This window comes from Cytobacillus gottheilii, from assembly GCF_001636345.1.
Taxonomy (GTDB): domain Bacteria; phylum Bacillota; class Bacilli; order Bacillales; family Cytobacillaceae; genus Cytobacillus; species Cytobacillus gottheilii.
Window position 1 is genome coordinate 1,775,631 of the sequence record NZ_KV440945.1, and the last position, 13,415, is coordinate 1,789,045.

General features: G+C 39.9%; 13 protein-coding genes. 12 read left to right on the top strand and 1 reads right to left on the bottom strand.

What is annotated here, in order from left to right; all coding sequences use genetic code 11:
- Positions 1–524: transposase (locus A6754_RS08550; protein ID WP_180320279.1), on the bottom strand; the 524-nt coding region annotated here is incomplete at its 3' end.
- Between the two features lie 510 nt (positions 525–1,034).
- Between A6754_RS08550 and accB the strand changes: the two genes are divergently transcribed.
- The 12 genes from accB (at position 1,035) to spoIVB (ending at position 13,287) form a co-directional block, all read left to right on the top strand.
- Positions 1,035–1,538, top strand: coding sequence for an acetyl-CoA carboxylase biotin carboxyl carrier protein (gene accB / locus A6754_RS08555; RefSeq protein ID WP_066443769.1), 504 nt, complete (start codon positions 1,035–1,037; stop codon positions 1,536–1,538).
- Between the two features lie 23 nt (positions 1,539–1,561).
- On the top strand, positions 1,562–2,920 hold the full coding sequence (accC, locus tag A6754_RS08560; protein WP_066451515.1) for an acetyl-CoA carboxylase biotin carboxylase subunit: 1,359 nt from the start codon (positions 1,562–1,564) through the stop codon (positions 2,918–2,920).
- A gap of 16 nt (positions 2,921–2,936) precedes the next feature.
- Positions 2,937–3,344, top strand: coding sequence for an Asp23/Gls24 family envelope stress response protein (locus tag A6754_RS08565; RefSeq protein ID WP_066443772.1), 408 nt, complete (start codon positions 2,937–2,939; stop codon positions 3,342–3,344).
- A gap of 196 nt (positions 3,345–3,540) precedes the next feature.
- The gene (gene nusB, locus A6754_RS08570) at positions 3,541–3,933 is read left to right on the top strand and encodes a transcription antitermination factor NusB (RefSeq protein ID WP_066443774.1); all 393 of its coding nucleotides are present in this window, start codon (positions 3,541–3,543) and stop codon (positions 3,931–3,933) included.
- Between the two features lie 119 nt (positions 3,934–4,052).
- The gene (xseA, locus tag A6754_RS08575; RefSeq protein ID WP_066443780.1) at positions 4,053–5,402 is read left to right on the top strand and encodes an exodeoxyribonuclease VII large subunit; all 1,350 of its coding nucleotides are present in this window, start codon (positions 4,053–4,055) and stop codon (positions 5,400–5,402) included.
- The gene (locus A6754_RS08580) at positions 5,399–5,632 is read left to right on the top strand and encodes an exodeoxyribonuclease VII small subunit (protein ID WP_066443781.1); all 234 of its coding nucleotides are present in this window, start codon (positions 5,399–5,401) and stop codon (positions 5,630–5,632) included. The genes xseA and A6754_RS08580 overlap by 4 nt, the downstream gene beginning before the upstream one ends.
- Positions 5,633–5,636: 4 nt before the next feature.
- Positions 5,637–6,527, top strand: coding sequence for a polyprenyl synthetase family protein (locus tag A6754_RS08585; RefSeq protein ID WP_066443782.1), 891 nt, complete (start codon positions 5,637–5,639; stop codon positions 6,525–6,527).
- Positions 6,528–6,689: 162 nt separating this feature from the next.
- Positions 6,690–8,582, top strand: a complete 1,893-nt coding sequence (gene dxs, locus A6754_RS08590; RefSeq protein WP_066451516.1) for a 1-deoxy-D-xylulose-5-phosphate synthase — start codon at positions 6,690–6,692, stop codon at positions 8,580–8,582.
- Between the two features lie 3 nt (positions 8,583–8,585).
- Positions 8,586–9,431, top strand: coding sequence for a TlyA family RNA methyltransferase (locus A6754_RS08595; protein WP_066443785.1), 846 nt, complete (start codon positions 8,586–8,588; stop codon positions 9,429–9,431).
- A gap of 289 nt (positions 9,432–9,720) precedes the next feature.
- The gene (gene ahrC, locus A6754_RS08600) at positions 9,721–10,170 is read left to right on the top strand and encodes a transcriptional regulator AhrC/ArgR (RefSeq protein WP_066443788.1); all 450 of its coding nucleotides are present in this window, start codon (positions 9,721–9,723) and stop codon (positions 10,168–10,170) included.
- Positions 10,171–10,186: 16 nt separating this feature from the next.
- Positions 10,187–11,875 carry a DNA repair protein RecN gene (gene recN / locus A6754_RS08605; RefSeq protein ID WP_066443790.1) on the top strand — a complete coding sequence of 563 codons (1,689 nt, stop codon included), beginning with the start codon at positions 10,187–10,189 and terminating at the stop codon, positions 11,873–11,875.
- Between the two features lie 122 nt (positions 11,876–11,997).
- Positions 11,998–13,287 (top strand): SpoIVB peptidase, encoded by a 1,290-nt coding sequence (gene spoIVB / locus A6754_RS08610; protein ID WP_066443793.1) that lies wholly within the window; start codon positions 11,998–12,000, stop codon positions 13,285–13,287.
- Positions 13,288–13,415: the final 128 nt, after the last annotated feature.

Here is a 13,415-nt window from a genome sequence, read left to right on the forward strand (position 1 = left end):
AGCTGGCTGTATAACTGATTAGACTTTTCAATGAGATTGGCATGGAATTTTTCAATGGCTTTCTTCCATACAAACGTGAATTTATTAGCGTTCGCCTCAATTTTTGTGCCATCAATAAAGATCGCTTCTTGATCAATCAGGTTCTCCTGAACCAGCTGACATCGGAATTGGACGAAACATTGGCGTATTAATTCTTTCATTTCGGGGTGTACACGGAACCGGTTGATCGTGCGGTAGCTTGGCTCATATCCTTGTGCGAGCCACATCATGCGGATACTATCTTTCAATAATCCTTCTATTTTACGACCAGAGAAAGTAGATTGCGTGTAGCCGCATAAAATAATTTTCAGCATCATGCGTGGATGATAGGATGGACAGCCAGTCTGTCGGCTAAAGGAATGAAAAGCTTCTTGAGGAATACTTTCGACTAAATGATGGATGGAAAAGGCGATATCATTTTCTTGTAATTTCACTGCTAAATCTAAAGGCAAAATAATTTGATTCATGTTATAATCTTTAAACATAAGGACCCTTCTTTCTGATTGAATTTGTTGTGGTGACTTTATTTTATCAGAAGTGGTCCTTATTTTTATTTAAAAATGATAAAAGCCGGTGAAATTTTACAATGAGTAAAATTTCACCGGCTTTTTTATCTTGGAGGTAGGTTTTGTCCCAGCCTCTGGGTTAAAAAGTATTTCTGCTAGATATGACTTACTGCGTTCGACTTAATCGGAACCGCCGTATACGGAACCGTACGTACGGTGGTGTGAGAGGGATAAATGGAGGTTAATCGCCTCCCCCTATCTCAATTAAGAGAAAATAGGCAAATTTAAACCGTATTCACCATAAATTAAGGAATTTACAAACACCAAAGGAATCATGATAGAAAATAGAGAAAATAATAAGAGAACAATAATACAGTTGAATTAACATAAGGTCTTATCGTATGATTATAGTAGCTAGTCATAAATTATGCACTTCTTCTTTAAGCTTTTGATTGAAGTGAAGTGCCAAGTGAACAAGGGGTGCATTAAATGTTAAAAGTAGAAGAAATTCGCGAATTAATTAAGCTTGTTGACGATTCAACGATTGATGAGTTTGTATATGAGCATGAAGGCTCCAAAATAAAAATGAAGAAAAATACATCTGAAACGATTGTTTCTGCCGAGTCTTTCAAACCAATTGCGCAAGCCCCGCAAGTACATACTCAGCCATCTGTACAGCCTGCAGCAGCTGTTGAAGCACAAACTGCGAAAGAAGCTGAACAGCAAAGCGCACCAGCAGGAAATGAAGGAAATCTTCATAAAATCGTTTCTCCAATGGTTGGTACATTTTATCAATCCTCTTCACCAGAAGCTGGTCCATATGTAAGTGCCGGCAGCAAAGTGTATAAAGAAACGGTTGTATGTATCGTTGAAGCAATGAAGTTATTTAATGAAATCGAAGCAGAAGTTAATGGTGAAATTGTTGAGATTCTTGTAAAAGACGGACAATTAGTAGAATACGGTCAGCCATTATTTTTAGTGAAGCCTGAGTAAGGGGTGCTGACAGGATGAATACAATGATTAAAAAATTATTAATTGCAAATAGAGGGGAAATTGCTGTTCGGATTATTCGCGCCTGCAGAGAAATGGGCATCGAGTCTGTTGCCGTATATTCAGAGGCAGATAAGGAAGCATTGCATGTACAGCTTGCAGATGAAGCTTACTGTATTGGTCCAACATCGTCTAAAGACAGCTATTTAAACTTTACAAATATAATAAGTGTGGCTAAGCTGACGGATTGTGACGCAATTCATCCGGGCTATGGATTCTTAGCAGAAAATGCTGACTTTGCTGAACTCTGCAGAGAGTGCAACATTATATTTGTTGGACCGACACCAGAAGCCATTTCAAAAATGGGCACAAAGGATATTGCCCGTGAAACAATGAAAGCAGCTGGGGTTCCTATTGTTCCGGGTTCGAACGGGATTATTAAAGATGAAAAAGATGCGATAGAGCTGGCTAATCAAATTGAATACCCAGTGATCATTAAGGCAACTGCCGGCGGCGGAGGTAAAGGGATCCGTGTAGCTAAAAATGAGCAGGAGCTTATTAAAGGAATTACGATCACCCAGCAGGAGGCACTTACAGCCTTCGGTAATCCTGGCGTTTATATCGAGAAATACATTGAAGACTTCCGTCATGTGGAGATCCAGGTGCTTGCTGACTCCCATGGAAATACGGTTCACTTAGGAGAACGTGATTGCAGTATTCAGAGAAGGCTGCAAAAGCTGCTTGAAGAAACGCCTTCACCTGCATTAGATGGTGAAACACGTGAAGAGATGGGGAATGCTGCAGTTAAAGCTGCACAGGCAGTTAATTATACTGGAGCGGGAACAATCGAGTTTATTTATGACTATAAAAATAGAAAATTCTATTTTATGGAAATGAATACGCGTATTCAGGTGGAACACCCCGTAACTGAAATGGTAACCGGTGTAGATTTAATTAAAGAGCAAATTAAAGTGGCATCTGGAGAAAAACTGGCATTTAATCAGCAGGATATCACGTATTCCGGCTGGTCGATTGAATGCAGAATCAATGCGGAGAATCCGGAAAAGAACTTTATGCCTTCAGCTGGAAAAATAGATATGTATCTTCCTCCAGGCGGTTTAGGTGTTCGTGTAGATTCTGCTGCTTATCCTGGTTATGTGATTCCGCCATTTTATGACTCAATGATTGCAAAAGTGATCACTTACGGCGATACTAGAGAAGAGGCAATATCCCGAATGAAAAGAGCACTGAGTGAATTTATTATTGAAGGTGTTCACACAACCATTCCATTCCACTTAAAGCTTTTAAATCATGATCAATTTGTGGAAGGAAATTTTAATACGAAATTCTTGGACATTTATGATGTAATGGGTGGTAAAGAATAATTGGAGGTGCTTTAGATTGAGTGAAAATCAAATGCTGGAAATGAATCAAGAGCATACGGGTTTAGGCAAAGTAGAGATTGCACCAGAGGTAATTGAAGTAATTGCCGGGATTGCAGCAGCAGAGGTTGAAGGAGTTGCACAAATGCGCGGCAACTTTGCAACTGGTGTCGTTGAAAGACTGGGCAAGAAAAATCATGGCAAGGGTGTCAAAGTAGATTTGACTGAAGCTGGCATTAAGGTGGATATTTATTGCTTAATGAAGTTCGGCATATCTATCCCAAATGTCGCTCAAAAGATTCAAGATAACATTCGGCAAGCCCTCCTGAATATGACGGCACTTGAAGCAAGTGAAGTAAATATTCACGTTGTTGGTGTATTATTCGAAAACCAAAAGCAAGAGCCGGAATACGATCAGGAAATGTAAGATCCCGAAAGCCAAGGACCAATAGTGTCTTTGGCTTTCATTATGTTATTAAACAAATAACGTTATGCTAAAAATCATAATCATGGAGAAATTAAGTACATAAGTGCGCATAATGGTGACATATGCTATTATCTTGTTATGTGTTTTTTTCGATGACGCGTAAATTATGTGAAATAAAAGGGGTTAATGATATTAAATGAAAAGAAGAACAGCAAGGGAAAAAGCTTTACAGGCATTATTTCAAATAGATGTTAGTGAAACGGATATAAACGAAGCAATTGAACATGTACTTGATGGAGCCCCTCATGATCAATATTTAACGATGGTTGTTGAAGGAGTTATAAAACATCGTGATGAAATTGATCAGCTGATTCAGAAGCATCTTGAGAAATGGACGATTGAAAGGCTGGCAACTGTTGATCGCAACATCTTAAGAATAGCTATTTTTGAATTCAAATATACGGAAGAAGCGGTTCCTGTTAATGTAGTACTCGATGAAGCCATTGAAGTAGCTAAATTATTTGGTGATGACAAATCACCTAAGTTTATTAATGGTGTCTTATCAAAAGTTAAAGCAGATATGCAGTGACACGTATGCTGATGTTTGAGGGTGTCGGCCATAAATGTAAAATGATACCCCAAATATCTGCTTTTGTGGGCTGAATTTGTGCCAGGTAAGGCGATCATTACTTATGCCAGGAGGGTATGATGGGTACAGAGCGTTATTTAACTGTCATTGCATTAACAAAATATATTAAGAGAAAGTTTGACAAGGATCCTCATCTCCAGAACGTGTTTGTAAAAGGTGAAATTTCTAATTTTAAACAGCACTCGAGCGGGCATATGTATTTTACGCTAAAGGATGAAAAAGCACGGATTTTAGCTGTCATGTTCTCCCGCTATAATCAAAATATGAAGTTTCAGCCTGAAAACGGGATGAAAGTTCTTATTAAGGGCGATCTGACGGTTTATGAGCAGAGCGGCCAATACCAAATTTACATAAAAGAAATGCAGCCGGACGGAATTGGAGAATTGTATTTAGCATATGAACAGCTAAAAGAAAAGCTTGAAACAGAAGGCCTATTTTCTCCAAAAGCGAAGCAGGATATTCCGAAATACCCTGAATGTGTAGGAGTCATTACTTCACCTACAGGAGCGGCAGTAAGGGATATTATAACGACGATAAGAAGGCGCTATCCAATTGCAAAAATCATTGTGTATCCTGCCTTGGTTCAAGGAAATCAAGCTGCGCCATCAATCGTTAACTGCATTAAACAAGCAAATGCAGACGGACAAGCTGATGTTCTGATTGCTGGAAGAGGCGGCGGTTCGATTGAAGAGCTATGGGCATTTAATGAGGAGATTGTGGCTCGTGCGATCTATAAGTCAGAGCTTCCGATAATCTCTGCAGTAGGGCATGAGACAGACTTTACGATTGCTGATTTTGTTGCTGATCTTCGGGCTCCAACACCAACAGGTGCGGCAGAATTAGCTGTTCCGCATATAGATGAGCTGGCTGAAAGAATATGGAATCGGCAATCAAGGCTTATTAGAACGATGAGAGAAAGCATGTCGCGGCAAAATATCAGACTAACAAGGATTCGTAAATCCTATGCTTTCAGGAATCCTCAAAAGTTGTACGAGCAAAAATTAGAGCAAGTTGATAAATATGCTGAACAGCTAAAACGCGGGGCAGAAAAACTGTTTCTTATAAAACAGGAAGAACAAAAGCTCCTCCTTAAAAGGCTAGATCGTGCCAGACCGCAAGAACTGCTGCAGGAAGCAAAACAGCGCTATGAAAACTCAAATAAATACTTAACGAGAAATATGACAGCTATTTTGCATTCTAAGCAGAAGGACTTTAAACATATCCTATCCTCTTTAGAGGCGATGAGCCCGCTGAAAATTATGGATAGAGGCTATAGTCTCGTATATTCTGAAAACGGCGAGTTAGCAAAATCGGTAAAGGCAGTAAATGTGAATGACAAGGTGAAAATTCAATTTTCGGATGGATCGGCAGAGTGTACTGTCGTTGATACGGAGGGGAAATCCATATGACAGCTGATAAAAAGGTAACATTTGAAGAAGCAATGGAACAGCTTGAGGAGATTGTCGAACAGCTCGAAGAAGGCGATGTTCCTCTAGAGGAAGCCATCGACATCTATAAAAAAGGCATGGAGCTTTCTAAGCTATGCCATGATAAGCTGAAAAATGTAGAAGCTCAAATAGCAGAAATGATTACCGAGGATGGAAAGAGAGAGCCATTTGCCATCGCTGAGGAGGAATAGTTTTATGGGGGAAACGTTTAAGGAGTTTTCTAAACAATATAAAGAACTGCTGGAGAGCAATCTCCGGGCAGAAATGCAAACACTGGAAACACCGCAGATTTTAAAGGATGCAATGATCTACTCTTTAGAAGCTGGAGGAAAAAGAATCCGTCCTCTTTTACTTTTTGCCACATTGGCTGCTTTTAATAAGGATCCTAAAATGGGTCTTGAGACAGCTTCAGCAATAGAGATGGTACACACTTATTCGCTTATTCATGATGATTTGCCAAGTATGGATGATGATGACTTGCGCAGAGGTAAGCCAACAAATCATAAAGTTTTCGGAGAAGCAGCCGCTATTCTGGCCGGTGATGCATTATTAACATACAGCTTTCAGTTAATCTCTACCATTCAATCTGCGCAGACAACTGCAGACACGAAACTTGCTTTAATTGCTGAATTTGCTAAAGCTGCTGGTGCTGAAGGCATGGTTGGCGGACAAGTAGCCGATATGCAGGGGGAAGAAAAGCAATTAAATCTTGAAGAACTTGAATATATTCATGTACACAAAACAGGGAAGCTGCTTGCTTATAGTGTAATTGCTGGCGCATTGCTCGCTGAAGCTGATGACAGTTTAATTGATAAGCTAAGATCCTTCTCCTTCCACTTAGGACTGGCTTTCCAAATCCGTGATGATATTCTTGATCTCGAAGGAACCGAAGAAATGATTGGGAAACCGGTTGGCAGTGATGAAGATAACCATAAAAGCACTTATCCTTCTCTTTTATCAATGGAAGGAGCAAAAAAAGCCCTAGAGGAACACATTAGTGCAGCGAAAAAATATCTAAAGGAAACAGCTCTAGACACAGCTTATCTCGAAGACATTACCGACTTAATTGCTGTAAGAGACAACTAGTATAAAAGTTTCTATTTGGAAATTGAAGCGAAATCATGTAATCTAATGATACTGAATCTATATAAACACTCTGTGGAACTTGTTTATTCAACGTAATGAAAAAGTGAATAGCAGAAGCCCGGATACTGTATGAATAAGATGATGAAAGTGAGTGATCCATACATGGATCTTTTAGACATTAAAGACCCAAAATTCCTAAAAGACCTTTCTATTAAGGAACTCGAGGCGTTAAGCGAAGATATTCGTTCATTCCTTATTGAAAAGCTTTCTGTAACAGGAGGGCATATTGGCCCCAACCTGGGAGTAGTTGAATTAACGATTGCCCTGCACAAGTGCTTTGACAGCCCTAAGGACAAATTTCTATGGGATGTTGGACATCAATCGTATGTTCATAAAATTCTTACCGGGCGCGCTGGTCAATTTGATACGTTAAGACAATATAAAGGACTGTGCGGCTTTCCGAAAATGGTTGAAAGTGAGCATGATGTATGGGAAACAGGACATAGTTCAACTTCACTTTCTGCTGCAATGGGAATGGTCATTGCGCGTGACCTGAAAAAGGAAGATTCACACATCATACCTGTCATTGGTGATGGAGCGCTAACAGGCGGAATGGCTCTGGAAGCATTAAATCATATTGGGCATGAACAAAAGAATATGATTGTAATCCTAAATGATAATGAAATGTCCATTGCACCAAACGTGGGAGCGCTTCATAATGTGCTTGGGCGTCTGAGAACAGCCGGCAAATATCATTGGGTGAAAGATGAGCTTGAAATGCTCCTTAAAAAAGTACCTGCTGTTGGCGGGAAATTAGCTTCCACCGCTGAAAGGCTAAAGGATAGCTTAAAGTACTTGTTCGTTTCTGGTATGTTTTTTGAAGAGATGGGTTTCACTTATTTAGGACCAATTGACGGGCATAATTATGAAGAACTGTTTGAAAACTTAAGATATGCTAAGAAAACGGAAGGGCCAGTCCTTTTGCACGTCATTACGAAAAAAGGGAAGGGCTATGACCCAGCTGAAAGTGATACCGTTGGAACATGGCATGGTACAGGCCCATATAAAATCGAGACAGGTGATTTTGTAAAGCCTGTAAATCCTCCTCCGGCATGGAGCAAGCTTGTCAGTGAAACGGTTCGGAAGCTGGCTCGCAAGGATGAAAGAATTGTAGCGATTACGCCTGCAATGCCTGTCGGTTCAAAGCTAGAAGGGTTTGCCAGTGAGTTTCCTGACAGAATGTTTGATGTAGGAATTGCAGAACAGCACGCGGCAACTGTTGCAGCTGGGCTGGCTACGCAAAAAATGAAGCCATTTTTAGCGATATACTCAACATTCCTGCAGCGTGCTTATGATCAAGTGCTGCACGATATCTGCCGTCAGAACTTAAATGTCTTTATTGGCATTGACCGTGCCGGCTTGGTTGGAGCTGATGGTGAAACACACCAAGGTGTCTTTGATATAGCTTTTATGCGCCATTTGCCAAACGTGGTATTGATGATGCCGAAAGATGAAAATGAAGGACAGCATATGGTTAATACAGCTCTTTCCTATGAAGATGGCCCAATTGCAATGAGATTTCCCCGTGGAAACGGCATTGGAGTACCAATGGACGAAACCTTAAAGCAAATCCCAATTGGCTCTTGGGAAGTTTTGAAGGAAGGAAAAGATGCAGCCATCCTAACGTTTGGAACGACCATTCCGATGGCGATGGAAGCAGCAGTTCTCCTTGAAAAACAAGGCTATTCGATTAAAGTAGTGAATGCACGATTCATTAAGCCGCTTGATGAAAAAATGATGTCCGGGCTATTGGGCAGCAATATGCCAATTTTAACGATAGAAGAAGCTGTGCTGCAGGGCGGATTTGGAAGTGCTGTGCTTGAATACGCACATGAACAAGGATTCCATCATGCTGAAATAGATCGTATTGGAATTCCGGATGAGTTCATTGAGCATGGAAGTGTGAATGAACTCTTAAAGGAAATTGGCATGACTACCGATGAAGTAGTGAAGAGATTAGTGATGCTTGCCGGAAAAAAACAAAAAAGGGCTTAACGGATGAAAAATAAAAAAGAGCGTTTAGATATACTTCTTGTTGAAAGAGGTCTTGCGGAAACAAGAGAAAAAGCCAAACGGTCAGTAATGGCAGGTCTTGTTTTCAGCAATGAAACCCGGCTCGATAAACCCGGGGAAAAAGTGGACTCAGAGATCCCGCTGATGATTAAAGGCAAAGCGATGCCTTATGTCAGCCGCGGCGGATTAAAACTCGAAAAAGCATTGCAAGTGTTTGATTTAGATGTGAAAGACAAAATTCTTTTGGATATCGGTGCTTCAACAGGCGGATTCACAGATTGTGCATTGCAAAATGGGGCGGTTATGTCCTATGCCTTAGATGTCGGTTATAACCAGCTCGCATGGAAACTGCGTCAGGATGAACGGGTACATGTTATGGAGAGAACCAATTTCCGTTATGTGACCCCTGCTGACCTTCCAAAAGGAATGCCGAATTTTGCATCTATTGATGTTTCATTTATATCTTTGGAACTCATTTTGCCTGTTCTTAAAACTCTCCTTGTTCAGGGCAGTGACGTTGTGGCTCTTGTAAAGCCGCAATTTGAGGCTGGCCGAGATCAAGTGGGCAAAAAAGGCATAGTCCGGGATCCGAAGGTACACAAAAGTGTCGTTGAAAAAATCATTCAATTCGCTTTAAATATTGGATATGATGTTAAGGAATTATCCTTCTCGCCTATAACGGGCGGAGATGGCAACATTGAATTTCTGCTTCATTTGTATTGGTCAGGCGAAAAAGAAACTGGACAAAATGACTTAATGACAAATGTAGAAGAAGTAGTTAAAACTGCACATGACGAACTGAAATCTAAGAAGAAGAGTGATGAAGGATAAGCCGTCTAGGGCTTATCCTTTTTCATGCTATAAGAAAAAATAAAGATAAGATGAAATTTCTAATTAGAAAATAAAGCAAAGAGCAGTTAAGTCTTTTTTTCAACTTGCTGTTGTCCAATCGGCCATTTTTTTATCTTGCACTCTTGAATAGTTTCCCTTCTTGTTCTTTAATATTATTGTACAATATTGCTAAAATCGGCTAACATATGTAAGAAAGGCAACGATCTTTACTTGTACACAATACAGTTTATATATAGAAAAATTTCAAGAACCTTGAGGTGGTAGTTTCATGAATAAAGGACAGCGCCATATAAAAATACGGGAAATCATTACCATGAATGATATTGAAACACAGGATGATTTAGTGGATGAATTAAAGAATGCAGGGTATAACGTAACACAGGCAACTGTTTCAAGAGATATTAAAGAACTGCATCTTGTGAAAGTGCCATTGTTAGATGGACGATACAAGTACAGTCTGCCGGCTGATCAGCGCTTTAATCCGCTGCAAAAACTCAAAAGGAACCTAATGGATGCTTTTGTACGAATTGATATGGCAGGACACCTTCTGGTCATGAAAACATTACCGGGTAATGCCATGGCGATCGGTGCCTTAATTGATAATCTTGATTGGGATGAAATTCTCGGCACCATTTGTGGAGATGATACGTGTTTAATCATTTGTAGAACTCCTGAAGACACAGAAGCGATTTCAAATCGCTTTTTAGATATGCTGTAATTTGGGGTGAGGTTACATGTTAAATGAGCTTTGTATAAGAAATTTTGCTATTATTGAAGGCTTGGAAATTTCGTTTGAAAAAGGGTTAACCGTACTATCTGGAGAAACAGGAGCAGGTAAATCAATCATAATTGATGCTATTCACTTGCTGGTTGGAGGCAGGGGTTCGAGTGAATTTGTCAGACACGGGGAAGATAAAGCCGAAATTGAAGGACTCTTTCTTCTCGATGACAAAAATCATCCCAGCTACAAAAAAGCAGCCGAATTTGGGATCGACATTGACGATGGCATGGTTGTTTTGCGCCGTGATATTTCTAAATCCGGCAAAAGTGTGTGCCGTGTAAACGGTAAGCTTGTGACGATTTCCACATTAAGAGAATTCGGAAGTGCATTAATTGATATACATGGACAGCATGAGCATCAGGAGCTTATGGACGAATCCTTGCATTTGAACTTGCTGGATCAATTTGGCGGAGAAAAAATCCGTGCAGCCATTCATGAATATGAGGACATCTACCACTCATATGAGGAGACAAATAAAAGACTAAAAAGTCTGAATGAAAATGAACAGCAGATGGCCCATCGTCTGGATTTAATTCAGTTTCAATTAGAAGAAATTCAATCAGCGAATTTAAAATTAAATGAAGATGAAGAACTGATTGAAGAGAAAAGGAAGCTGGCCAACTTTGAAAGCATTTACGATGCCATGCAGACTGGCTATAATGCACTGCAGGGAGAGCAAAGAGGAATTGACTGGCTGAGCCTTGCTGTCAGCAATTTGGAGACTGCTGCTGAATTAGAGCCGAAATACAAAGAGTTAGCAGAATCTGTTTCAAGCAGTTTTTATCAAATGGAAGACGCGGTCAGAACCATTCGCAATGAATTGGATTATCTTGAATTTGATCCTGGACGGCTCAATGAAATTGAGGAAAGATTAAATGAAATTCATCAATTAAAGAGGAAATATGGCAAAAGTGTCCTTGATATTTTAGAATATGCCTCCAAAATTGAAGAAGAAATTGAAACGCTCCTCAATAAAGAAACACATATTGACCAGCTCGAAAAACAAGCTGCCATGCTTAAAAAAGATCTCTTAGTGGAAGCGGCAGAACTAAGTAAACTGCGAAAAAATGCAGCTGTCCAGCTAACAAAATTAATTCATAAGGAATTAAAAGAGTTATATATGGAAAAGACTGTATTTGAGGTTGTTTTTTCAAATGAAGAAGACCGATTTTATAAAAATGGCATAGATGAAGCTGAATTTTATATATCAACAAATCCTGGCGAGCCTTTAAAGCCGCTCTCAAAAATTGCTTCAGGCGGAGAACTGTCGCGAATTATGCTGGCATTAAAAAGCATCTTTTCCAAACATCAGGGCGTTACCTCGATCATTTTTGATGAGGTGGATACCGGTGTAAGCGGAAGGGTTGCTCAATCGATTGCTGAAAAGATCCATCATGTTGCAATTGGATCACAGGTGCTCTGCATATCCCATCTTCCGCAAGTAGCGGCGATGGCAGATACACATCTCTTTATTGCGAAGAATACAAAAAATGGACGAACCAAAACAACGGTAAAGCCTTTAACTGATGAAGAGAAGGTAAAAGAAATTGGAAGAATGATTTCAGGTGTTGAAATTACGGATTTAACGAAGGAACATGCCAAGGAATTACTGAAGCTTGCCCGTCAAATTAAAATACCATGAAAAGCTATCCAAAGGTGGGTAGCTTTTTTTATCGGCTTGGGGGTTATAAATGCAAGTGAAGCAGGCAAAATTATAGATGTAGCCATTTCGTGTTGGACTAGAAGCGAGGAGAGTGAATTAAATTGTCATATGATGTTTTGCGAAAAATAGTTGGTGGAATTCTCCTTGTTTCATTAATTGCAATTGGTTTCTCTAAACCCTTTCAGGAGTATATTCAAATTCCAAAAAGCATCACCATGTTTGAAGGAGATCAATTGGAATTTTCAAAAGCAAGACCTGTTTCCGGAACATTGGCACAGCCACAGAATAGTGTCTCCATTGAGCAGAGTACTGATTCAATCGCTATAAATGGGCTGGAAAACGGCAAAAATGAAATGCTGCTTGAACTTGCAGGCTTTCCGGTTAAAAAAGTTGATGTAAACGTCTTAAAGGATTTTAAAGTAATACCTGGCGGCCAATCCATCGGTGTCAAACTCAATACGGTAGGCGTATTAGTTGTTGGACATCACCAGGTTAACACTAGCAATGGCAAAACGTCTCCAGGCGAACTAGCAGGAATTAAGGTTGGAGACATTATCACTGAAATTAATGGCAAAACAATTGAAAAAATGGCTGATGTAGCTCCATTTGTTCAAGAAGCCGGTAAGTCGGGCAACCCTTTGCAGATCATTGTAACTAGAGAAGATGGTAAGGTAAAAACACAATTAACTCCTCTTAAAGAAGAAAATGAAGAATTGTATAAGCTGGGCCTTTATATAAGAGATTCAGCAGCAGGAATTGGAACAATGACATTCTTTCATCCTCAATCAAAAAAATATGGCGCACTTGGCCATGTCATATCAGATATGGATACAAAAAAGCCAATTGTAGTTGATGATGGCCAGATTGTTCGATCAACGGTCACATCCATTGAAAAAGGAAGCAATGGAAATCCTGGTGAAAAGCTGGCCAGATTTTCCTCAGATAAAGAAGTAATTGGTAACATTGTCAGGAATAGTCCATTTGGCATCTTTGGTGAACTGAATCGCGGCATTAAAAATGGCATTATGGATAAGCCGATGCCAATTGCTTTATCACACCAAGTAAAAGAAGGACCTGCTAAAATTCTGACGGTTGTTGAAAATGATGAAGTGAAACTTTTTGATATTGAGATCGTTAGCACCATTCCGCAGAAATTTCCAGCTACAAAGGGTATGGTCATTAAGGTTGTTGATGACGAACTCTTAAATAAGACAGGCGGAATTGTTCAAGGAATGAGCGGAAGTCCCATTATCCAAAATGATAAAGTAATCGGAGCGGTCACACACGTATTCGTTAATGACCCAACAAGCGGGTATGGTGTTCACATTGAGTGGATGTTAAATGAAGCAGGCATTAACATATACGAACAGCCTGAAGAAAAGGCTTCATAAAAATAACGGGGAATAATCCCCGTTATTTTTATTATTGTGTGCCCGGCATGGGTGCAGGCTCTAGGGTGCGAGTCCCGAACGGCGAAGGCAGTAGTAGTCGTAGCTTAAGACAAGGATATGCGGGGTGA

Excerpts from the sequence above, each read along its gene's own strand:
- accB (WP_066443769.1), top strand. The coding sequence starts at position 1,035 with ATGTTAAAAGTAGAAGAAATTCGCGAATTAATTAAGCTTGTTGACGAT.
- ahrC (WP_066443788.1), top strand. The coding sequence starts at position 9,721 with ATGAATAAAGGACAGCGCCATATAAAAATACGGGAAATCATTACCATG.
- recN (WP_066443790.1), top strand. The coding sequence starts at position 10,187 with ATGTTAAATGAGCTTTGTATAAGAAATTTTGCTATTATTGAAGGCTTG.
- A6754_RS08580 (WP_066443781.1), top strand. The coding sequence starts at position 5,399 with ATGACAGCTGATAAAAAGGTAACATTTGAAGAAGCAATGGAACAGCTT.
- A6754_RS08585 (WP_066443782.1), top strand. The coding sequence starts at position 5,637 with ATGGGGGAAACGTTTAAGGAGTTTTCTAAACAATATAAAGAACTGCTG.
- xseA (WP_066443780.1), top strand. The coding sequence starts at position 4,053 with ATGGGTACAGAGCGTTATTTAACTGTCATTGCATTAACAAAATATATT.
- accC (WP_066451515.1), top strand. The coding sequence starts at position 1,562 with ATGATTAAAAAATTATTAATTGCAAATAGAGGGGAAATTGCTGTTCGG.
- A6754_RS08595 (WP_066443785.1), top strand. The coding sequence starts at position 8,586 with ATGAAAAATAAAAAAGAGCGTTTAGATATACTTCTTGTTGAAAGAGGT.
- dxs (WP_066451516.1), top strand. The coding sequence starts at position 6,690 with ATGGATCTTTTAGACATTAAAGACCCAAAATTCCTAAAAGACCTTTCT.
- nusB (WP_066443774.1), top strand. The coding sequence starts at position 3,541 with ATGAAAAGAAGAACAGCAAGGGAAAAAGCTTTACAGGCATTATTTCAA.